21 protein-coding genes and 1 pseudogene are annotated in these 21,099 nt (G+C 72.9%); 12 read left to right on the top strand and 10 right to left on the bottom strand.

Annotation, left to right across the window (positions count from 1 at the left end; translation table 11 throughout):
- The first annotated feature begins 381 nt into the window (after positions 1-381).
- From ACFQH9_RS08250 to ACFQH9_RS08215, 8 genes are all read left to right on the top strand, one after another.
- Entirely contained in the window at positions 382-534 is a 153-nt protein-coding gene (locus ACFQH9_RS08250) for a hypothetical protein (protein WP_379565326.1), read from the top strand.
- Positions 531-1,481: a CobW family GTP-binding protein gene (locus ACFQH9_RS08245; RefSeq protein ID WP_379565325.1), complete on the top strand. Its 951-nt coding sequence runs from the start codon at positions 531-533 to the stop codon at positions 1,479-1,481. The genes ACFQH9_RS08250 and ACFQH9_RS08245 overlap by 4 nt, the downstream gene beginning before the upstream one ends.
- A gap of 288 nt (positions 1,482-1,769) precedes the next feature.
- Positions 1,770-2,684 (top strand): polysaccharide deacetylase family protein, encoded by a 915-nt coding sequence (locus ACFQH9_RS08240; RefSeq protein WP_379565324.1) that lies wholly within the window; start codon positions 1,770-1,772, stop codon positions 2,682-2,684.
- 119 nt (positions 2,685-2,803) lie between these two features.
- Positions 2,804-3,799: an asparaginase gene (locus tag ACFQH9_RS08235; protein ID WP_379565323.1), complete on the top strand. Its 996-nt coding sequence runs from the start codon at positions 2,804-2,806 to the stop codon at positions 3,797-3,799.
- Between the two features lie 212 nt (positions 3,800-4,011).
- A complete protein-coding gene (locus ACFQH9_RS08230; RefSeq protein ID WP_379565322.1) occupies positions 4,012-5,454 on the top strand; it encodes an MFS transporter in 1,443 nt (480 codons plus the stop codon).
- Between the two features lie 28 nt (positions 5,455-5,482).
- Positions 5,483-6,193 carry an SDR family NAD(P)-dependent oxidoreductase gene (locus tag ACFQH9_RS08225; RefSeq protein WP_379565321.1) on the top strand — a complete coding sequence of 237 codons (711 nt, stop codon included), beginning with the start codon at positions 5,483-5,485 and terminating at the stop codon, positions 6,191-6,193.
- Between the two features lie 160 nt (positions 6,194-6,353).
- Positions 6,354-7,367, top strand: coding sequence for a LacI family DNA-binding transcriptional regulator (locus ACFQH9_RS08220; RefSeq protein WP_379565320.1), 1,014 nt, complete (start codon positions 6,354-6,356; stop codon positions 7,365-7,367).
- Between the two features lie 129 nt (positions 7,368-7,496).
- Positions 7,497-7,742: a hypothetical protein gene (locus ACFQH9_RS08215; protein WP_379565319.1), complete on the top strand. Its 246-nt coding sequence runs from the start codon at positions 7,497-7,499 to the stop codon at positions 7,740-7,742.
- A gap of 69 nt (positions 7,743-7,811) precedes the next feature.
- Here ACFQH9_RS08215 and hmgA read toward each other — a convergent pair whose 3' ends face one another.
- The 7 genes from hmgA to ACFQH9_RS08180 form a co-directional block, all read right to left on the bottom strand.
- A complete protein-coding gene (gene hmgA / locus ACFQH9_RS08210) occupies positions 7,812-9,143 on the bottom strand; it encodes a homogentisate 1,2-dioxygenase (protein ID WP_379565318.1) in 1,332 nt (443 codons plus the stop codon).
- 106 nt (positions 9,144-9,249) lie between these two features.
- Positions 9,250-9,483: a hypothetical protein gene (locus tag ACFQH9_RS08205; RefSeq protein WP_379565317.1), complete on the bottom strand. Its 234-nt coding sequence runs from the start codon at positions 9,481-9,483 to the stop codon at positions 9,250-9,252.
- A gap of 51 nt (positions 9,484-9,534) precedes the next feature.
- Positions 9,535-9,921 carry a hypothetical protein gene (locus tag ACFQH9_RS08200; protein ID WP_379565316.1) on the bottom strand — a complete coding sequence of 129 codons (387 nt, stop codon included), beginning with the start codon at positions 9,919-9,921 and terminating at the stop codon, positions 9,535-9,537.
- Entirely contained in the window at positions 9,918-11,069 is a 1,152-nt protein-coding gene (locus ACFQH9_RS08195; RefSeq protein WP_379565315.1) for a globin domain-containing protein, read from the bottom strand. Before ACFQH9_RS08195 ends, ACFQH9_RS08200 begins: the two co-directional genes overlap by 4 nt.
- Before the next feature lies 1 nt (position 11,070).
- Entirely contained in the window at positions 11,071-11,235 is a 165-nt protein-coding gene (locus ACFQH9_RS08190; RefSeq protein WP_379565314.1) for a universal stress protein, read from the bottom strand.
- A 267-nt stretch (positions 11,236-11,502) separates the two neighbouring features.
- The gene (locus ACFQH9_RS08185; RefSeq protein WP_379565313.1) at positions 11,503-12,756 is read right to left on the bottom strand and encodes a PucR family transcriptional regulator; all 1,254 of its coding nucleotides are present in this window, start codon (positions 12,754-12,756) and stop codon (positions 11,503-11,505) included.
- Between the two features lie 1,995 nt (positions 12,757-14,751).
- On the bottom strand, positions 14,752-15,261 hold the full coding sequence (locus ACFQH9_RS08180) for a GreA/GreB family elongation factor (protein ID WP_379565312.1): 510 nt from the start codon (positions 15,259-15,261) through the stop codon (positions 14,752-14,754).
- 462 nt (positions 15,262-15,723) lie between these two features.
- Here ACFQH9_RS08180 and ACFQH9_RS08175 point away from each other — a divergent pair, with 462 nt between their 5' ends.
- From ACFQH9_RS08175 to ACFQH9_RS08165, 3 genes are all read left to right on the top strand, one after another.
- Positions 15,724-16,179: a universal stress protein gene (locus ACFQH9_RS08175; RefSeq protein WP_379565311.1), complete on the top strand. Its 456-nt coding sequence runs from the start codon at positions 15,724-15,726 to the stop codon at positions 16,177-16,179.
- A 376-nt stretch (positions 16,180-16,555) separates the two neighbouring features.
- Positions 16,556-16,846: a DUF3040 domain-containing protein gene (locus tag ACFQH9_RS08170; protein WP_379565310.1), complete on the top strand. Its 291-nt coding sequence runs from the start codon at positions 16,556-16,558 to the stop codon at positions 16,844-16,846.
- Positions 16,843-18,096, top strand: coding sequence for an NAD(P)/FAD-dependent oxidoreductase (locus ACFQH9_RS08165; protein WP_379565309.1), 1,254 nt, complete (start codon positions 16,843-16,845; stop codon positions 18,094-18,096). Before ACFQH9_RS08170 ends, ACFQH9_RS08165 begins: the two co-directional genes overlap by 4 nt.
- 142 nt (positions 18,097-18,238) lie before the next feature.
- On the opposite strand, the gene gdhA is transcribed toward ACFQH9_RS08165, so the two are convergent.
- Entirely contained in the window at positions 18,239-19,576 is a 1,338-nt protein-coding gene (gene gdhA, locus ACFQH9_RS08160; protein WP_379565308.1) for an NADP-specific glutamate dehydrogenase, read from the bottom strand.
- Between the two features lie 174 nt (positions 19,577-19,750).
- Between gdhA and ACFQH9_RS08155 the strand changes: the two genes are divergently transcribed.
- Positions 19,751-19,873, top strand: coding sequence for a hypothetical protein (locus ACFQH9_RS08155; RefSeq protein ID WP_379565307.1), 123 nt, complete (start codon positions 19,751-19,753; stop codon positions 19,871-19,873).
- A 21-nt stretch (positions 19,874-19,894) separates the two neighbouring features.
- Here the strand turns inward: ACFQH9_RS08155 and ACFQH9_RS08150 are convergent, their stop codons facing one another.
- Entirely contained in the window at positions 19,895-20,824 is a 930-nt protein-coding gene (locus ACFQH9_RS08150) for a universal stress protein (RefSeq protein ID WP_379565306.1), read from the bottom strand.
- Positions 20,821-21,099 (bottom strand): annotated as a pseudogene (locus ACFQH9_RS08145) (hypothetical protein); the annotation flags it as partial. The pseudogene ACFQH9_RS08145 and the gene ACFQH9_RS08150, both read right to left, overlap by 4 nt.

Here is a 21,099-nt window from a genome sequence, read left to right as displayed (position 1 = left end):
ATCGCCGCCCAGCTGGTCAAGCGCGGCGGCCTCGACTGATGACGAGCGAACGACGCTCTCGCTCACCGGAGAGGGTATGAGCGAGAGCGCGGTTGGTGCAGGAAGGCCCGGATGCGCAGTCCTCCGCGGGGCCCCGCGCGAGGCAGGACCGCGAGGCCTGGCGACAGCCGGTCGAACCCCGTAGCGTGCACGCAAACGATTGCTTCGGGAGGACCTCTCATGTGCGGACAGTGCCGCGCACCGGGCTCGAGAGAGGACTGGTTCGCCGCAGGAGCACCCGACTCCCTGGGTGGCCGCCGGCGCGCCAGGAGCGACCTCGCGCGGGCCGCGAGCGTCCTCCTGGCACCTCTGGGCCTGCGGGTGGACGCCCACCCGGGCTCGATGTCCCTCGCCGTGCGCACCTCCACCGGACGGACGGTGATGGTGTCGCGGCTGGAGGAGATCGCCGACGCCGCGCGGGAACTCACCGGACGGACCGCGGACCCGCTCGATCCCGCGTTGCTCGCTCACCCACCCGAAGCGGGCCGCGCGTGATCGAAGCCGTCCTCGTCTCGGGATTCCTCGGTGCGGGCAAGACGACGTGGCTCGCCCACCACCTCCGGACCACCACCGAGGAGGTCGACCTGGTGGTGGTCAACGACTTCGCCGACGAGGGCGTCGACCACCTCCTCCTACGGGACGCCGCAGCGCAGGTGAATGCGCGCATCGCGAGCGTCGTCGGGGGATGCGCATGCTGTGAACGGCTCGACGAGTTGCGCGCGGTCCTCCTCGATGCCGTCAACCGCGCCCATGCGACGGACGCACGGGCCGCCGGACGCGTGCTCATCGAGACCTCGGGGCTCGCCGAGCCACACGAGATCGTGCGCATGATCGACGACGAGCCGGTGCTGCGCACGAACCTCGCCCTGCGGACACTCGTGATCGTGGTCGACGGACTGGACGGCCGGCGCCTGCTCCGCCACCGGGCGACGGTGCGCGCCCAGGTCGCGCTGGCCGATCGGATCGTGCTGACCCGCGCCGACCTCGCCCACGAGGAGGAGCTCGCCGAGCTGGCCGCCACTGTGCGCCGACTCAACTCCTCGGCCGAGGTGGTGGCGGCAGGTCTGGGGCACGAACGCCCCGTCACGCCGGTGGCGCCGCCCGTCCCGGACACCTTCGACGACGCCGAAGCAGCCGGACCGGAGCCGCGCTCCTGGAGCATCGAACTCGAACCCGGTACGAGCTGGGCGGAGTACGCCCTGTGGCTCGACGCGGTCTGCCGGGCCCATCCGCAGCGTCTGTTGCGCAGCAAGGGGCGGGTGCCGACCGCCAACGGCCCGCTGTTGGTGCAGTCGATGGGCGCGGAGATCGCCCGGCCCGTTCCGGCGGACGGGCACGCCGGCACCTCGATGGTCTTCATCCTCGACGGTCTCGCGCCGGATCTCCTCGAGCGGTCCCTGCGCACCTTCGTGCCCAGCGCCTTCGCCGCCCACCGGGGCTGACCCCGGCGCCGAGCGCACCGGCCCCCGGTTCGCCCTTCGACTGCTCCTGGCCGGGCGGGCGCGGCCCGTCGAGCGGCCGCATCCGGCCCAGTGAGCAAATGATTGCGCTCGGTGCGCAAGGCTTGCTCAGGCCGCTTCACGCAGATGAAACGGCTGACCGTTGACTCCGACGCCCTCACCGCCTACCTTCAACGCAATCGTTCGCGTGATCGCGCTCACGTGGGCCCCGGGTGCCCGGAGTGGCCGCGAACGACCGCACTCAGGACACGACGTTCAGGGGAGACCTGTATGCCCAAGGAGATCAAGGTCTGTGTCGGCGCCGACATCGACGCGGTGGCCGGGTGGCTGGGCTCGTACGGCGGCGAGGACTCGCCCGCCGACATCCAGCGCGGCATGTTCGCCGGTGAGGTGGGCATTCCGCGGTTGCTGAACCTGTACCGCAAGTACGACATCAAGACGACGTGGTTCGCCCCGGGGCACTCGATCGAGACGTTCCCGCACCGTATCGAGAAGATCGTCGAGGCCGGTCACGAGCTGGCGTCGCACGGCTACTCGCACGAGAACCCGATCCTGATGAGCCCGCAGCAGGAGGAGGACGTCCTCAACAAGTCGATCGAGCTGATCGAGAAGTTCTCCGGACAGCGCCCGCGGGGGTACATCGCCCCGTGGTGCGAGCTGTCGGCGGTGACGGCGGACCTGCTGCTCAAGAACGGCTTCCGCTACGACCACAGCCAGGCGTTCCACGACTTCCAGCCGTTCTACGCGCGCACCGGCGACACCTGGACCAAGATCGACCTGTCCGGGTCCGCGGCGAACTGGATGAAGCCGCTGGTCCGCGGCGAGGAGATCGACCTCGTCGAGATCAACTTCAGCTGGTACATCGACGACCTCCCGCCGATGATGTTCATCAAGGGCAGCCCGAACAGCCACGGGTTCGTGAACCCGCGCGACATCGAGCAGATGTGGCGCGACCAGTTCGACTGGGTCTACCGCGAGTACGACTACGCGATCTACCCGATCACGATCCACCCGGACGTCTCGGGGCGCCCGCAGGTGCTGCTCATGCTCGAGCGGCTCTTCGAGCACATCCTCGGACACGAGGGCGTCACCTTCGACACCTTCGAGAACATCGCGGAGGACTTCCGGCGCCGGTTCCCGTTCGAGGAGAACAAGCGCTACCCGTTCGACCGCGACCTGCCCTGAGCCCGGACGGGACTCGACAGGTCGGCCTGCCGCGCCGCCTGCCGGCAGGCCGACCGCCCGAGATCGCCCTGCTCGGTCCTCGCCCCCACCCGATCAGCGCCCCAGTCGAAGGAGACACCGTGAGTGGCCACCTCCCACACGTGCTCGTCGTGACGATGGGAGGAACGATCGCGTCGGTCCCCGCGGCCGACGGCCGCGACGCCGTACCGCGACTCGGGCCGGCCGAACTGCTCGCCTCGGTGCCGGGAGCCGAGCGGGTCGCCACCGTCCGCACCGAGTCGTTCCGGCAGTACCCGTCCGGTGATCTCACCCTCGCCGACGTGGTCGAGCTCGCCCAGCTCGTGCACAAGCGGGCCGGCGAGGTGGACGGCGTGGTCGTCACGCAGGGGACCGACACCCTGGAGGAGACGTCCTTCCTCCTCGACCTTCTCCTCGACCGGGACGCCCCACCCGTCGTCCTGACCGGTGCCATGCGCAATCCCGGGCTGCCGGGGGCCGACGGGCCCGGCAACCTGCTGGCGGCCCTGCGTGTCGCCGCGTCGCCCGCGGCTCGCGGACTGGGCCCGTTGGTGGTGTTCGCCGACGAGATCCACCTGCCGCGCTTCGTGCGCAAGCTGCACACCTCCAGCATCCACGCGTTCGGCTCGCCGAACGCCGGCCCGGTCGGCTGGGTGACCGAGGACCGGGTCCGCATCCCGCTCGTGCCGCGGCGCCGCGAGGCGCTGTGCGCCCCCGAGTCGCTGTCCGCCCCTCTCCCGTCGGTCGGCATCATCCGGATCGGGCTCGGGGCCGAACCCCTGCGCCCGGAACACGCCGCCGGCTTCGACGGCCTCGTCGTCGAGGTCTTCGGCGGGGGGCACGTGCCCAGCTCGATCGTCGACTCCCTGGCGGAGATCGGCACACGCGTCCCGGTCGTGATGGCGACCCGGACCGGAGCCGGCGAGCTGTACGAGTCGACCTACGCCTTCCCCGGTTCCGAGCGTGACCTGCTCGGCCGGGGACTGATCAGCGCCGGCGCGCTGGACGGCGCCAAGGCCCGGCTGCTGCTCATCCTCCTGATCGCCGCCGACGCCGGGACCGACGCCATCCGCGACCGGTTCGCGGCCATCCCCTGACCCGCGGGCCGGTACACGCACGGGCCTCGCCAGGCGCGGACACCCCGCCCGGTCGCGGCGCCGCAAGCCCGGCACCGACCCGGCTCACCTCGCACGGCCCGCCGCGGACCTTCGCCCGCCGGCGGTAGTTCGGCCTGCTCGACCGCAGTTCCACCGTCACAACAGCACTGCGTTCCCGCGAGGAGTCCTCCGACATGCCATCGTCAGCGTCCTTGTCACCCTCGGCCGAGGCCGAGCGGATCAACGCCTCCGTCGGGCTGATCGACGTCCGGCGCGCGACCATCATCTGCTTCTTCGCCTGGACCTTCGCCGTCTACGACTTCGTCCTGTTCGCCAACCTGCTCCCGGTCATCGCCCAGGAACTGGGTTGGACCGGCGCCCAGACCACCGGGGTCAACACGTGGGTCACGCTCGGGACGGCGTTGGTCGCCTTCGCCATCGGCCCGTTCGTGGACCGCATCGGACGCCGCGCCGGCATCGTGGTCTGTGTCGTCGGCGCCGCGATCGCGTCCCTGCTGACCTGGCTCGGCGGGTACGCTGCCGGCGCGCTCGGCCTGGCCGGGCTGGTCCTGCTGATCCTCATCCGGGCACTGGCCGGTCTCGGGTACAGCGAGCAGGCCGTCAACGCGACGTACCTGAACGAGATGTACGCGCACGTCTACACCGACGAGCGCTCGATCAGGCGACGTGGGTTCATCTACTCGGTGGTCCAGGGCGGCTGGCCGATCGGGTCGGTCATCGCGGCCCTGTCGATCTACATCCTGCAGCCGATCGGCGGCTGGGAGCTGTGCTTCATCGTGGCGGTGTTCCCGGCGATCTTCATGTTGATCGCGGCGCGCAAGCTGAAGGAGAGCCCGGTCTTCGCCGCCCAGCGCCGTGTCCGTGAACTGCGGGCGGAGGACCGCACCGCCGACGCCGACGAGCTCGCCCGGCTCACCGGACTGGACCGGACCCCGCACAAGTCCGGCTTCGGAGCGCTGTTCCGCGGCGAGTCCCGCCGAGCGACCCTGGCCCTGTCCGCGGCGTTCCTGCTCAACTGGCTGGGCATCCTGGCCTTCGCCTTCCAGGGCACGCTGATCCTGGTCAACGGCAAGGAGGTCTCCTTCACCGGTGCGCTCGAGGTCCTCATCGTCTCCAACGTCGCCGGGTTCTTCGGCTACCTCTTCCACGGCTGGCTCGGCGACCGGATCAGCCGGCGCAACACCATCGCCATCGGGTGGACGTTCTCCGCGATCTGCTTCGGGGTCATGGTCCTCGGGCCGAATGGGAACTTCCCGCTGCTCGTGAGCGCGTACGCGCTGGGCACCTTCTTCCTCATCGGCCCGTACGCCGCCGTGCTGTTCTTCAACAGCGAGTCCTTCCCGGTCGAGACCCGCGCGACCGCCGGCACCCTGATCAACGCCCTGGGGCAGATCGGCGCGATCATCGGCGGCATCCTGTTCACCGCCACCCTCGCCGCCGCCGGGCAGAGCGCGGGCGAGCAGGCCGCGGCCTGGATCCGGGCCGGCCTCTTCTGGGGCTGCATCCCGATCCTGATCTCGGCCGCCGCCATCCTCTGCGCCCGCAACGTCAAGCCGCTCACCAGCACCCGGATCGTCCAGAACGAGGCGGGCGGGACTCCCGGTGCCGCGGGCGAGAGCCCGGCAGCCCGGTGACCCCATCCCCGGCCGGAGCGACGGGCTCATGAAGATCACCGGGAAGCGGGCCCTGGTCGTGGGCGGCACCGGCGGCATCGGCGCTGCCGTCGCCGACACCTTCGCCGACGCCGGCGCCACGGTCCTCGTCGCCGACCGGCGGCCCGGCTCGGGCCGGCACCCGAGCATCCCGCTCGACGTGACCGACGAGCAGGACGTCGCCGACGCCGTCGCCGAGGCGCTCACCCGCCTCGGCGGCATCGACATCCTCGTCAACAGCGCGGGGGTCCTCGACCAGGCCGACGTCGCGTGCATGTCACTGCGCCAGTGGCAGCGCACCATCGACGTCGACCTCACCGGGGTCTTCCTGGTCAGCCGAGCCGTTCTGCCGCACATGACCGCACAGGGCTGGGGCCGCATCATCACCGTCGCCTCACAGCTGGGCATCAAGGGCTCACCCTCGATGGCCCACTACGCGGCGGCCAAGGCCGGGGCCATCGCCTTCACCAAGTCGCTGGCCCTGGAGGTCGCGCAGGCGGGCGTGCTGGTCAACGCCATCGCACCCGGGCCCGTGGAGACCGACATGACCGTCGACCTCACCCCGGAGTGGCGTGCCCGGAAGACCGCCGAGCTGCCGCTGGGCCGGTTCGCCGTCCCCACCGAGGTCGCTCCCACGGCCCTGCTGCTGGCGAGCGACCCCGGCGGCAACCTCTACGTCGGGCAGACCCTCAATCCCAACTGCGGCGACGTCATGCCCTAGCGACACGGGCGCCTGCAGCCCTGGACCGCGATCTTCCCCCGGACGAGCCGCCTCCTCGGCCGACCCGGAGGCGCGGGAGGCGACGGCTCGGGGACGCCACCCGATCACCGAGCCCGCCACGGATACGATGGGGGCCGGCCAGTGCGCAGGAGGAGGCTAGGTGGCGGCAACCGAGCCGGTCACGTTGGCTCAGATCGCCAAACGAGCCGGCGTCCACGTCTCGACCGTCTCCCGAGCCCTCGCCACCAACGTCAGCGGTGTCGGCAGCGGCACCGCCTCCCGGATTCGGGCGATCGCCGAGGAGATGGGCTATCACCCCGATCCGGCCGCGTCCGCTCTCCGGACCCGGCGGAGCGGGGCGCTGGGCATCATCATGCCGCGGCTGACCGACTACGTCCTCGCCCGCATCTACGAAGGCGCCGACGAGGCCGCGCACGACATCGGCTACACGACCGTCGTCGCCAATTCCAACGACGATCCCGCCCTGCGCATGGAGCGCCTGGACAAGATGCTCGCCCGCCGTGTCGAGGGCTTCGTCATCGGCGATGCCCGCCTCGACGGGGACGACCTGGTCCAGGCGCTCAAGCGCCGCGGGATCCCGTACGTGCTGGTCAACCGCCGGCTCCGCGGACATCCCTCGGTCACCACCGACGACGTCCGCGGCGGTCGCCTCGCCGGCGAGCACATCCTCGGTCTGGGGCACCGTAGCGTCGGCGTCGTCGCGGGCCCGGAGTACGCGAGCACGTGCGTCGAGCGCACCCACGGGTTCGTGGAGCGGTTCCTCTCTGCCGGGATCAACGTCCCCGACAGCTGCATCCAACCCTCCGCCCCGGACGCCGAGGGCGGCCACAGCGCCGCCGATGCCCTGCTGCGCCGGCACCCCGACATCACCGCGATCTTCGCGATCAACGACTTCGCCGCCATCGGAGCCATGGGTGCCGCTCGCGAGCACGGCCGGACCGTGGGGCGCGACATCGCCGTCATCGGCTACAACGACATCCCGCTGGCCAGCTGGCTGCCCGTGCCCATGAGCTCGATCAGCTCACCCATGGTGGAGATGGGCCGCGCGGGTTCGAAGGCCCTGCACGAGATCATCGCCGGAGGACGCCCCGCACCGGTGCTCCTCGAGCCGACGTTGTGTGCACGGGATTCCACCCTGAACGTGGCCGTGTGACGCCGTCGTGACCTCGCGACCTGGAGATTTCCCCGGCCCGACCGCGCGCCTCCTTCACAAATCACGGAAGCGACATCACGCTGTGGAGTGAACTCCTTACAGAAGGCGGTGGGCGCATTGGGCCCAGACGTGTCGGTTCCCGCTGATCAGCAAGCCGCGCGGCGGGCACGGGTCGCGGCGGTACGCGCCCAGGCCCGCCGATGTGCCGCCGGACTGCGCGCCGGCGAGGCGCTCTACCCCGCAGGGGAGTGGGCCGCCCGCGAGCGCGAGGCCCTGAACGCGTTGCGGGCGCTGACCGCGTTCCTGCACCTGCACCCGAACGACCCGGTGGCCCAGGCGATCGCCTCCGAGCTCGCCGACCCGGCCGCGCCATGACGAGCCCGCTCCGCTGAGGCGGCAACGCCTGGACCTTCGGCGCCACCGTCGGCGTCGACGGCGCCGACGTCATCCCCGGAAGCCGCGTTCGATCCCTCTCCAGACGCCGTCGTAGTCGGACTGGCGGTGGACGGCGGCGTGGGCGAAGTCGGGGACGGTGATCGGCCAGCGGGTCTCGAACATGAAGGCGAGCGTGTCGGTGATCTTCTGCGGGGCGAGTTCGGCGGTGCTGGCCTTGCGGTAGGTCTCGGCGTCGGGGCCGTGCGCGCTCCACATGTTGTGCAGGCTGGCGCCGCCGGGCAGGAACCCTTCGGCCTTGGCGTCGTAGACGCCGTGGACCAGGCCCATGAACTCGCTCATGACGTTGCGGTGGTACCAGGGCGGGCGGAAGGTGTCCTCGCCGACGAGCCAGCGCGGCGCGAAGACCACGAAGTCGGCGTTCGCCTGGCCGGGGGTGTCGGTGGGTGAGGTGAGCACGGTGTAGATCGACGGGTCGGGGTGGTCGTAGGAGACCGTGCCGAGGACGTTGAACCGGGCGGTGTCGTACTTGTAGGCGGAGTGGGTGCCGTGCCAGGCGACGACGTCGAGCGGGGAGTGGTCGTAGTCGGCGGCCCACAGTTCGCCGGCGTACTTCTGCACGACCTGGACGGTTTCTTCGCGGTCCTCGTAGGCGGCGACGGGGTAGCGGAAGTCGCGGGGGTTGGCCAGGCCGTTGGCGCCGATCGGGCCGAGCTCGGGCAGCACGAAGGGCTGGCCGTAGTTCTCGCAGACGTACCCGCGGGCGGGCCCGTCGGGCAGTTCGACGCGGAACCGCACCCCGCGGCCGATCACGGCGATCTCCCCGGGTGCGACGTGCAGGCGGCCGTACTCGGTGTGCAGCAGCAGGGATCCCTGCTGGGGCACGAGAAGGAGCTCGCCGTCGGCGTCGACGAAGTAGCGGCCGGTCATGGTCCGGTCGGCGGCGTAGAGGTGGACGCCGATGCCGGCGCGTTGGCGGACGTCGCCGTTGGTGCCGAGGGTGTAGAGGCCGTCGACGAAGTCGGTGGGCTGGTGCGGGAGGGGGAGCGGGTCCCAGCGCAGCCGGTTGGGGTCGGTGATCCCGGTGGTGTCCGGGGCGGAGCGCAGCAGGCCGGTGTCGATGCGACGGAACGGCGGGTGCGCGGCCGAGGGCCGGATCCGGTACACCCAGCTGCGGCGGTTGGTCGCGCGGGGCTCGGTGAAGGCGGTGGCGCTGTGCTGTTCGGCGTAGAGCCCGAGCGGGGCCCGTTGCGGGGAGTTGCGGCCGACCGGGAGCGCTCCGGGCACGGCCTCGGAGGCGTGTTCGTTGCCGAAGCCGGACGCGTAGGTCAGTTCCGCCCCGGTGCTGGGCGCGGCGGCCGCGGACGGCAGGGTGCTGGTCATCGACATTCCCCTTCGTCGGTCGAATGTGCGAGTCCGGTCGAGGGTGTCAGAGGCGGGGCTCCCGCGTCGACGACGACCCCGGTCCCGATGGCCGGGGGGCAGGGGTTCAGGTCAGCCGCTCCACCGTCGCCGGTGTCGTCGTCGGCCCCGGGACCAGGCGGGCGCGGGCGGTGGCGAGGGCGAGGGCGACCTGTCCGGTGATCTTGTCGGCGTCGGCGGCCCAGCGGTCGGGCTGCGCGGCCTCCGGGACCGCGTGGCAGGCGACGAGCAGGTCGGAGAGCTCGTGGAGGAGCTCGCCGATCGCGTGGGCACGGGTCTCGACCCGGACGGTGGGGTTCACGTGGCCGCCTTTCGAGTGATGGGGTGTCGGTGAGCAGGGACGCATCCGCGGTCAGGCCCAGACCAGGTCGTCGGCCAGGCCGCAGACGATGGCCTCGTCGTGGGTCACCAGCTCGTCCGGGTCCTCGCGAAGGGCCTGGAGGACGACGAGTGCGGCGAGGCGGCGCTCGTCGGGATTCCGGAGCAGCCGAGCGCGCGGCGAGCCGGCCGGGCCGACATACGCCAGCGGCGCCTCGGTGCCGCCGCAGCGTCCCGCGCTGACGGTCCACGTCCCGGAGTCGCGGGCAGCCCTGCGAGCGCGCAACGCCCCGTTCCGGTGGGGGTCGGGCCGGCAGTCGAGTCCGGCCCGGCGGACGATCTCGGCGACCAGCTCGAGGTCGATCGCCGCGCCCGGCGGCGTCAGGTCGTGCCGCGTGGCGGAGAGGTTCGAGCGGGTCATGGCTGGATCTCCGTCGAGGTCGGGAGCGGGTCGCTGTGGATCTGGCCGTGGGGCACGCCGGCGGCGAGGAGCCGGCCGACGACCTCCTTCTGCATGCGGGGCGGGCCGCAGACGACGACGTCGTGGTGCCGCCAGCTCCGGCGGCGGAACACCGTGCCGACCAGGGAGCGGGGGCGCTCGTCGTCGGTCGGGGAGAGGACGGGGGCGAGGGTCAGCCAGGGGCGGTGACGTGCGCCGGGAGCGGCGGAGACGAGCGCGCGCAGCTCGGTCTCGCTGCGTGCGCCGACGTAGAGGTGCGTGCGAGGAGGGTCGTCGCGGGTGTCGAGTGCGGCGATCAGCGCGCTCAGCGGGGCGATCCCGGTTCCGGAGGCGAGGAGGAGCAGGTCGCGCCGGGTGCCGAGGACGTCGGGGAGGCGGCCCAGCGGTGGGCCGAGGCGCCAGGTGTCCCCGACCCGGGTCTGCGCCACCAGGGCCGGGCTGACCAGGCCGTGGCGGAGCGCGCGCACGCAGAACCGCAGGACCCCGTCGGGACGGGCGGGCTCGGTGGGGGACAGCGAGCGCCACAGCCCGGGGCGCTGGGGGATCTCGACGCTGAGGTACTGGCCGGGCCGGTGGGGGAGCGGCTCGAGGGTCTGCACGACGATGCAGGCCAGGTCGGCTCCGGCGCGGTGGTGGTCGACGACGCGGCCGAGCCCCAGCGCCGGGCCGCGGTCGGCCGCCGCGGCGGCGAGCATGTCGTGGGTGGCCGCGGCGTAGGCCTCGGCCCATGCGGCCGCGACCGGTGGTGCCCACGTCGGGCCGTGGAGGTGCGCGAGCGCCTCGAGCAGCGCGTGCCCGGCCGACTCGTAGTGGGCGCCGGTGAGGCCGTGTTTGCGATGGTCGCGGCCGAGGTCGGCGAGGCGGCGCGCCAGTTCCTCGCGGTGGTCGAGGCGTTGGAGCAGCCAGATCAGGGTGTCGCCCAGGGGTGCCCGTCGGCCGTGCGGGTCGACCGGGAACAGCGTGCGCAGTCCCGGCGCTCGTTCGAACAGTGCGACGTAGAACCGGTCGGTCAGTTCCGCCCTCCGCTGCTCGATGCGGGGGCGGCTTCGTCTCACCAGGTCCAGCTGCGCGGGGTCCAGGGCGTGGATCCCGCGGTTGCGGGCGGCCACGTCACGCCGTCCGGTCGGACTCGAGGTCGTGTCCGGTCTCCCGGACGTGCACGGCGTGGAGCACGGCGCCGCGCTCGCGCGCGGAGTCGACGGCCACCCGCAGGGCCTGCAGGTTGGTCAGCGTCCCGGTCACGCCGACGACCACCCGCTCGCGAGCAGACGTCATCGTCGGGTTCCTTTCGCTTCTTCTTCGCCCGGCCCGGCGCCCGACGCACCGCGGTGGGCCGGCCGGGAGGGCGTGCGGAAGTCGGCAGAGGACTGAGGAGGACGCCCGCACGCCCGGTCCAGGCACCTCCCGGACGAGGTCCACGATGCCGGGGAACCGACGCCGCGGCAGGAGCGGTGACAGACCAACAACGACCGCCCGAACCTGCCGGAGCCCGGCAAGGAGCCCGTCGCGGACCCGGGTGTCGCGGGACCCGGAGCCGATCCGCTAGTCGGGCGGGGTCGGGGCGGGCAGGTCGCGCTGCGGCCAGCCGAGCAGTCGGGCACCGAGGACGGCGGCGTGCACGGTGAACCGTTGGGCCGGGTCGGTCGGGTCGTAGCCGGTGAGCTCGGCGATCCGCTCCAGCCGGTAGGTGACCGCACGCACGGACAGGTGCAGCCGGCGCGCGGTCTCGGTCACCACGCAGCCGGTGGCGAAGTAGGCGTCGAGCGTGGCCAGCAGGGGCCCGGCACCGCCGCGCGCCCGGGCCAGGGGGCTGACCACCGCGTGCACCAGGTCGGTGATGGCCGGCTGGTCGCGCAACAGGACCCGGTAGATCAGCAGGTCCTCGGCGCGGACGACGGGCATGTCGAGGTGCAGGCGCACGGCCATCCCCAGCGCTTCCCGGGCTTCCTCGTAGGAGCGGGCGATGCCGTAGGACCCGGGGTAGGGGCGGCCGACGGTGATCCGCCACGGCCCGCCGCGCGGGGCGCGGCGCAGATCGGCGTGCATCAGCTCACCCAGGCCGCGCGACTGACCGGTCGAGGAGGCGGCGGACGGGACGGCCGAGCCGGTGGGGGTGGCGGGGGCGACGACGACGATGCTGCCGTCCTTGGTCGCGACCAGCACGTCGCGGTCGCCGATGCCCTGCACGACGGCACGTTCGAGGCTGCTCAACGCGGCCTCGGCGTCGACGAGGCGGCCGGTGGGCGCGGCCAGGGCGACCTGGTGGGGCTGCGCCATGTCCAGCCCGAACGGCTCGGCCCGCTCGACCAGCGCGCCGATGTCGGCGTCCCCGCGCAGCAGGTCCTCGATGAGTTCGCGGCGCAGGGTCTCCTCGCTGCGCATCATGTCGCGGCGGGCGGCCGTGTAGCCCTCGGCCAGGCTGGCCACCGCCCGGTCGACCGCGCGCATGACCGCCTCGGCCGCGGTGGCGGTGGTGGCGCTGTCCGGGAACCTCACCACGGCAGGCAGCTCGCGCCACAGCCGCCAGGCCGCGGACAGGTACAGCTGGACGGCGTTGCCGGCCGAGACCCCGAGCTCGGCGGCTCGACGGCCGTTGAGCCCGACCGCGTCGAGCTCGGACCTGTCGGGGCGACGCCCGGTGGTGGCGGCCTCGGCGAGCATCGACAGGAACCCCCCGAGCAGCTCGACCGGCACGCCGCCGGCGCCGCGGCCGGCCTCCTGCGCCACGCGCTGCAACCAGGCGGCGTCGGGAGGCCGGTCCGTCGGCCTCGGGGCCTTGTCGGGTGGACGGGTCATCTCTCTTCTCTCCTTGCCGGCCCGACCAGTGTGCTCGGTGCCCGGCCCCGAGGCTGCCGGGGTTCGGCAGTTCCATGGCCGGAGACGTGGGTGCGGTCGGCTGCTGCGGCGGGTGGGTGCCCGAGGGCACCGTCGCGGTGGGGGCGTCCTTGGCCGCCCTGATCCCGGACCGGGGCGGCGCCGGCCCCCGGGACACGGCCCCGTACCGTGCGGCGCCCGCTCTGTCCGGGCCGGACGTCCGCGCCCCTCGTCCGGTCACCGACCGACCGTTGCGAGGCGTGTCCTGCCTCGGCCGGTGCGTCTCCGGTCCGTGCAGGGTCTCGTGCAGCCGCAGCAGCGACAGGACCGCCCGGGGACTTTCGTAGGGCAGCAGGGCTCCGGCACCGGGGACGGTGACCACGCTGGTGCGCAGCACGCGCCGGACCGGCCGGACGAGCCGGCCGTCGCCGAAGAGCGGGTCGTGTTCGCCGACGGCCACGGTGCACGGTGTCCGACGCCACCGGTGCGCCAGCTCGGGCTGCGCGGGCGGTGTGCTGCTCATCGCGACGTGCCGACCGACCAGCCCCACCCAGTCGACGAGCGCACCCGGCGGGACGAAACCAGGGCCGGCGAGCCGGACGAGGAGCCGGGCCGCCGCCGCGGCGGTCGGGGCGAGCCGCCACGCCAGCAGCGCCGCGGCGGCACGCAGGTCGGCGGCGGGACGCACGAGCCCGTACGGGCTGAGCAGCACGAGACCGTCGACGTACGGCGCCGGGCGCGCGGCGAGAGCGACCGCGGCCCCGAAGCCGTGCGCCAGCACCGTCACGCCGTCGGGAGATCGCCTTGCCACGACCGCCAGAAGCCCATCCAGCCAGCTCCCGTAGTCCCGGAGACGCTCCCTGTTCGGTCGGCCCGGCGAGCCCAGGCCGGCCTCGCCGGGCAGGTCGACGGCGACCACCCGGTAGCGCTCGGAGAGCGTCTCCAGCAGGTCGACCAGCACGGCGGCGTTGCCGTGTCGGCCGGGGAGCACGAGGACGGTCCGCCCGTGGTGCTCACCGGTGGTCACGAGGTGCGCAGCGCGGTGGTCGTACGGGTGCGGATCGCGGAGGCGCTCACGGCGGTGCGGCACCGGCCAGGCGGCGAGCTGTTGCCGGCACCAGGCGTGGATCGACGATCTGCCGGATCTACTTCGGTAGATCCACATGGCGCGTTCCTTTCGACGGCTTTCTGTCGGGGAGGCCCAGGCAGCTGCGGGGGACGGGGTCGGCCGGCGAGGCGGGGCGGCATCCCGGGCGTCGGCTGCGGGTTCGCGTGGGCGCGGCCGTGGCCGATGAGCCAGGCCGGGGGACCCGACCGGGCCGGTGGATCACGCACCGGCGGGTCAGCACCGTCCAGGGGGTGAGCCGGCGCGGGAAGCCGAGCCGCCGCAGCCATGCCGGTCGGGTGTCGATCAGCCGGACGGTCCAGCGGCCGTCCCGGTCCTCGCGAAGGCCGATGTCGCTCACGCGCACGGGTCTGGTCCGAGCCGGCGTGGTCAGCACGGGGCTGCCCAGGACGGCCTCGGCGAGCCATTCCCGTTGCGGTTCGGTCGACAGGTGCGACGGGCCGGACGGTTGCCGCGTGGTGCGCACCCGCAGTCGGGAGTCACCCCACGACATCACGGCCTCCGAGGGCAGGGTGAAGCAGTACCCGCCCCCGTCCACCAGGATCGTGTCGACGTGGGGACCACCGCGGGTTCGCGTCAGCCCCAGGTCGCGCAGGTGCCCCAGATGCTCACCCGCGGGGCCACGGACCGCGGCGCCCAGAAGCCGGGCCACCCACAACACGGTCGGTCGACCGGCGCGAGGAAAGGCCCCCGCACGCCGCTTCCGACCCCATCCGAAGAACACCGTTCCACCTGCTCGCTCGACAGCTGATCCTGTTTCCGACGGCAGGAATCGGCGATCGTCCGAGACGCTCCTGCCCTGTGCCTCGCTCGCGAGGCGGTTTCCTTCCTCGCTCCCCTCGGCCGGCGACCTACGCGGTCGCGGACCACGCTTCCGGGCGGTAAGGAACCGCGCGCAGGAGGGTGATCTCCATCGTCTGCCCGTCGGGGAGGGTGTACCGGACTTTCTCGCCCTGCTTCCTCCCGGGAAGCGCCGTCCCGAGCGGGGAATCCGGAGAGCAGGTCATCAGATCGGCGGGATAGGCGCCCTCCTCGGTGTGGGCGAGCAGGAACGTCTCGGTTTCCTGGTCGTCCTCGTACCGGATGGTCAGCACCATTCCCGGTTCGGCCACCCCGTCATCCGGCCGGTCCTCGCCCACGAGCGGATTCTGCAGCAGCTCCTGCAGTTTGCGGATTCGGTTCTCCCGTTCCCGTCGAGCGGTCAGCAGCAGCTGATCGGTGTTGTGGTCGGCGCTGTCGCCGACGAGCTGCTCGGCCGCGTGGCCGCCGAGCCCCTCGGCGCGCTGCCGCAGCAGTTCCACGAGCTCGGCCTTCAGTCGCTCGTAGGCGCTCCGTGCCAACCACACCTGCGTCTCGGTCATGTGCTTCCACTCCTCGAGAAGAGTCCGTCAAGGGGATGTCGCGCAGCGAGGACGAGTAGCGCGCTGCGGCAAGGCAAAGAGCACGGCCCGGTACACATCGGGCCGTGCTCGGCGACGGCGACGGTAGTGGCCGTCGCACTACCACGTCGACCATTCGCGACCCGGTTTCCGGTCCTCGGCACCAGGCCACGACGCCGTGTCGCCAGATGTACCACAAACCCGCGGAGAGCCCGCGAAATTGCCGATGCCCGGAAACCAGGCGGCGGGCAGGTTGCGGGCCCGCGACCTGCCCGCCGCGGCGATTCCCGGGCATGGTGGGTGGTGGGCCTGCCGAGAGCACCCCCGGCAGTCACACCCTCGACGGCAGGCCCACCACCACGTCCTCGTACCGGTCGGGCCCGGCCCTCTCCCGGGTCCGCGTGCGGGGTTCGTCGAGCGAAGGGGTCTGCTGTGGAGTCGGCTGTGCGGCCACGGGTGATCGTGGGCGTGGGCGGACGTGGCTCGCATCCACGAGTCGTCGACACCGCGGTGTCGCTGGCGCGCGGGACCGGTGCGGTCCTCTACGCGGTCGACGTGCGCACCGACCACCGCACCGGCGACGGGTCCCGCGGGGGGCCACCTGCGATGCAGGACGCCTACCACGCGCTGTCCCGGGCCTCGGTGCCCTCCGACGACCTCGACGTGCGCATCGTCGTCACCCCGGGCGACCCGCACGAGACGTTGCTGCGCCTGGCCGACAGACCCGACGACCTGCTGGTTCTCGGCCGTTCACGCCGCCGGTCCCCTCGGGACGTCGGACGTGCGACGGCGCTCCGCTGCGCCGCTGCAGCACGCTGCTCGGTGGTGATCGTGCCCTGCGAGCACCCGGAGCCCGACCGGCATTCACCGACCGATCCCGGCCCACGCGGCACCCGGTAGCGGCGAGAAGACGGCCGTTCCGAAGCGGTTCCACTCATCAATGGCGTGCGAGCAGTGTGCCGCGCTCGCCCGTCGGCATCGTCTGGAGAGAGTTGTGCACAACGGCCGCGCCGTTTCCAGTGTTCCTCGCACCCGCATGAACGGGCACGCTTCGGCTTCACGGTGGGTTCTCGCCGCGACGACGCACGGCCTGGAAATCGCCGTCGACGTCCACGTCGACCCGTTCCCGGAACCGAACGGTGACGACCGGGACCGCTGGGACATCGTTCAGGAGTGGGGCGAGCAGTCGTTCCCGGCGAGTGATCCCCCCGCGAACTGGTAACCGCTCCCGAGGGATTTCCACGGCTGATGAGCGCGCAGTGATGAGGAGAAGCACATGCTGAGCAACCACGAGCGGAATCTGCTCGACGAGGTCGAACGCCGGCTCCGCTCCGACGACCCTGCCTTCGTGGCCCGCCTCGGCGACGGGCAGCAGCGGCTGCCTGCCGGACGCCACTGCGCCGACGCTCCGTTCCGCCTCAGCTGCCCGGTCGTCGTCCTCGGCGTCCTCGCCGTCGGCCTGCTCGTCCTGGGGGTCGCCGCGCACGCCGTCCTCGTGGCGGCCCTGGCCGCGGCGGTCGGCTGGCTGAGCACCGTGCACATCGAGGTCGAGGAGGGCACGTCGTGAACCGACCTCCGCGCCGCCCCGGGCGGGTCGCCGTCGTCGGCGCCGGCATGGTCGGCCTGGCCACCGCATGGTTCCTGCAGCAACGCGGTGCCGACGTCGACGTCTTCGAGCGCCGCCGGGTCGCCGCGGGGTCCTCGTGGGGCAACGCCGGTTGGCTCACCCCCGCCCTGACCACGCCGCTCCCGGAGCCGGCCGTGCTGCGCCACGGGGTACGGGCCGCGCTCGACCCGGCCTCCCCGGTGTACGTGCCGATCAGCCTCGAGGCGAGCCTGTGGCGCTTCCTCACCGGCTTCGCCCGCAACTGCACCACCCGCCGGTGGCGGCGCGGGATGGTCGCCTACCGCAGCGTCAACCGGCAGGCCCTCGACGCGTTCGACGAACTCGCCGCGGGTGGTGTCGAGGCCCCGACCCGGCCGGCCGACCCGTTCCTGGTGTGTTTCGCCCACGACCGCGAACGCGCGGCGCTGCTCGAGGAGCTCGGCGAGCTGGAGCGGCTCGGGCAGAAGGTCGGCTACGACGTCCTCACCGGGCCGCAGGCACGCGAGCGCGCCCCGATCCTGACCGAGCACGTCGGGGCGGCGGTGCAGCTGCACGACCAGCGGTTCATCGACCCCCCGCAGTACCTCGCCGCGCTCGCGGACGCCGTCCGCGGCCGAGGGGCCGTCGTCCACGAGAACACCCGGGTGTTCGACACCTTCGACGACGGCGAGCAGGTGTTCGTGCGCTGCCGCACCGGGATGCACCGCTACGACGCCGTCGTGATCGCCACCGGGGCCTGGCTGCCCGAGCTGACCTACCGACACGGGGTGCGCATGCCGGTGCAGGCCGGGCGGGGCTACAGCTTCAGCGTCGCCGCCGAGCAGCTGCCCGAGGGCCCGATCTACCTGCCGACGCAGCGCATCGCCTGCACACCGCTGGGCGGGCGGCTGCGGATCGCCGGGATGATGGAGTTCCGCGACCCGGACGAGCCCCTCGACCAGCGCCGCGTCCAGGCGATCGTGAACGCCGCGCGGCCCTTCCTGCAGGGGGTGGACCTCACCGACCGGCGCGACGAGTGGGTCGGGTCGCGCCCGTGCACCCCGGACGGGCTTCCCGTGGTCGGCCCCACCGCGTCGCCGCGGGTCTTCGCGGCCGGGGGCCACGGCATGTGGGGCATCGTCCTCGGACCGCTCACCGGCCGGTTGCTCGCCGAGGCCGTCGTCACGGGCACCGCTCCGTACGAGCTGCAGGCCTTCCGACCGCTGCGATGAGTCCCGCGGCCGCGGCGCCGCCGCGGGAGGACCCGCGGGACGGCGCTCGTGGCCCGGGACGGCGCTCGTGGCCCGGGACGGCCTGGTGCACCCGCTCGCGCCTGCGCGACGGGCGCGCTGGCAGCAGAGCGGGCTTGCGAACCTAAATCAGGCCCAGGGCGAGCATCGCCTCGGCGACCCGGGCGTAGCCGGCGATGTTCGCCCCGGCGACGTAGTTCCCGGGGGCTCCGTACTCCTCCGCGGTCCGGTGGCACCGGGCGTGGATGTCGATCATGATGTCCCGCAGCCGGGTCTCGGAGTGCTCGAAGCTCCAGGAGTCCCGGGAGGCGTTCTGCTGCATCTCCAGCGCCGAGGCCGCCACACCACCGGCGTTGGCGGCCTTGCCGGGCCCGAACGCGACGCCGGCCTCCTGCAGCACCCGCACCGCGCCCGGGGTGGTGGGCATGTTGGCGCCTTCCCCGACGGCGACGCAGCCGTTGCGCACCAGCGCGGCCGCGCCGGCGGCGTCGAGCTCGTTCTGGGTGGCCGAGGGCAGGGCCACCTGGCACGGCACCTCCCAGATCGAGCCGTCCTCGACGAAGGTCGCGCCCGACGCCTTGTCGGCGTAGGCGCTGATCCGCTCGCGGCGGACCTCCTTGACGTCCTTGAGCAGGTCCAGGTCGATGCCGTCGGGGTCGTGGACGAACCCGCCGGAGTCCGAGCAGGCGATCACCCGCCCGCCGAGCTCGTGCACCTTCTCGATGGTGTAGACCGCGACGTTGCCCGAGCCGGAGACCACGACGTCCTTGCCGTCGAAGGAGTCGCCGCGCACCCGCAGCATCTCCTCGACGAAGAACGCGCTGCCGTAGCCGGTGGCCTCGCGGCGCACCTGGGCGCCGCCGTAGATCAGGCCCTTGCCGGTGAGCACGCCGGACTCGTAGCGGTTGGTGATGCGCTTGTACTGGCCGAACAGGTAGCCGAGCTCGCGCGCGCCCACGCCCATGTCGCCCGCCGGCACGTCGGTGTACTCGCCGATGTGGCGGTAGAGCTCGAGCATGAAGCTCTGGCAGAACCGCATGACCTCGCGGTCCGAGCGCCCGCGCGGGTCGAAGTCCGAGCCGCCCTTGCCGCCGCCGATGGGCAGCCCGGTCAGCGCGTTCTTGAACACCTGCTCGAAGCCGAGGAACTTCACCGTGCCCAGCAGCACCGACGGGTGGAACCGCAGCCCGCCCTTGTACGGGCCCAGCGCGCTGTTGAACTCCACCCGGAACCCGCGGTTGATGTGGATCCCGCCGTGGTCGTCCTCCCACGGCACCCGGAAGATGATCTGCCGCTCCGGCTCGCAGATCCGCTCGACGATCTTCGCGTCGGCGTACTCCGGGTGCTTGTCCACCGCCGGGCCGATGCTCTCCAGCACCTCCCGCACGGCCTGGTGGAACTCCGTCTCGCCCGGGTTGCGGGACAGCACCCGCTGGTAGATCGGCTCCAGTGCCTCGTGCATGTCCTGCTCCGCGTCCTCTCACGTGCACCGCGGGGACGCGGTCTCGTGCGTTACCACCCGGTGCATTGTCGCCGACGCCTCGCCCGGCCGACCGGCGGCCATGGCCAAGGTCACGTGCGGTCGCGACACCCCGACCGCGGCGGAGGTCGGTAGTGCGACGTCGAGGAAGGGGAGATGACGAGCAAGCTCAGCCTGGGGCGGGGCGACCTGATCGCCGTCCCCGACGCCCGGCACACCCTCGAGGCGCTCGAGGACATCTCGGTCCTGCTCACGGTGGCCAAGCAGCAGGTTCCGTAGGGATCCCCGCGGGAAGAGCCGTCAGCGATCCAGCAGTCCCAGGAGAGCGGGCGCCGGATCCGGACCCGTCGGCTCCCCGCCCCGGGAGGCCCGGCGGGGGACCACCACGACCGGTGCCGCCACGCGCTCCAGGAGGCGGCAGCCGATCGACCGGCTGTGCGTCGTCGGAACACCCCACGGTGCGTTCGAGCCCACCATCACCAGCGCGGCGTCGACGGCGCGAGCCGACAAGGCCTCGACCGGGTCGACCGTGTCGATGCAGACGGAGACGGGGACCTCGGGAAACTCGAGGCGCCCCCCGTGCAGTGCCCGCTCGATGCCGTGGGAGGCGGTCGTGGCCCACGTGTCGACGCCGGTGTGCGGGGCTCGTGGTCGATGGGCGTGCACGACCGCGAGCGGGAGACCTCGCTGGGCCGCGGCCCGGAACGCCGCGCGGACGACGGGGGTGGCCCGGCCCGAGCCGTTCAGGCCGAGGACGACGCGTGGACCCACGGCGGCGCGGCGGCGCACCTCCCGAGGGTGAACGACGGCGACCGCACTGCGCGCACGGTCGACCAGACGCGCGGCGAGCCCGCACGTCCGCCCGGTCCTGCGCCGGCCGGAGGCGCCGACGACCAGCAGCGCGGCCTCCCGGCTCCAGTCGATCAGGGTCGGACCGGCTGCTCCGCAGGCGAGGTGGGTCGAGACCGGCAGGTCGGAGGCGATCCGGACGGCTCGGGAAGCGGCGGCGCACAGCACCTGATCGGCGGCCTCCCGGGCCGCACCGATGTCGTCGAACGGGACGAGGACTCCGTACACGTCGGGCGGGACCGGGCAGGACATCGCGTGGACGATCCGCAGGGGAGTCTTCCGCGACGCGGCTTCGGCGGCGGCCCACTCCACCGCGGCGAGCGAGGCGGAGTGGCCGTCGACCCCGACCACGACGTCCTCCGCGCGGTCTCGGCGGCTCATGGCACGGTCCGGTCCTCGGCGGATCCGTCGGCGTCCGCGCCGATCGGACCGGAGCGCCCTGCGCAGACCGCGCCGAGCGTCGCCCCGAGCCCGTCGAGGACGGTCCCGCGCTCGTTCCCGGCCCCGTCCGCGGATCCGGTCTCCGGCGTCGCGGTCTGCCGGGACGGTGCGGGCCGGTCCGTGGGCGTCGACTTCTCCAGGAACCGCAGCAGCTCGACGGGGAAGGGCAGGACCAGGGTGGAGTTCTTCTCCGCCGCCACCTCGACGACGGTCTG

Origin of the sequence: Pseudonocardia lutea, assembly GCF_042658055.1 — a bacterium.
Lineage (GTDB): Bacteria > Actinomycetota > Actinomycetes > Mycobacteriales > Pseudonocardiaceae > Pseudonocardia > Pseudonocardia lutea.
The sequence above is the reverse complement of the archived record's forward strand: the minus strand, read 5'-3'. Positions and strand labels throughout refer to the sequence as shown.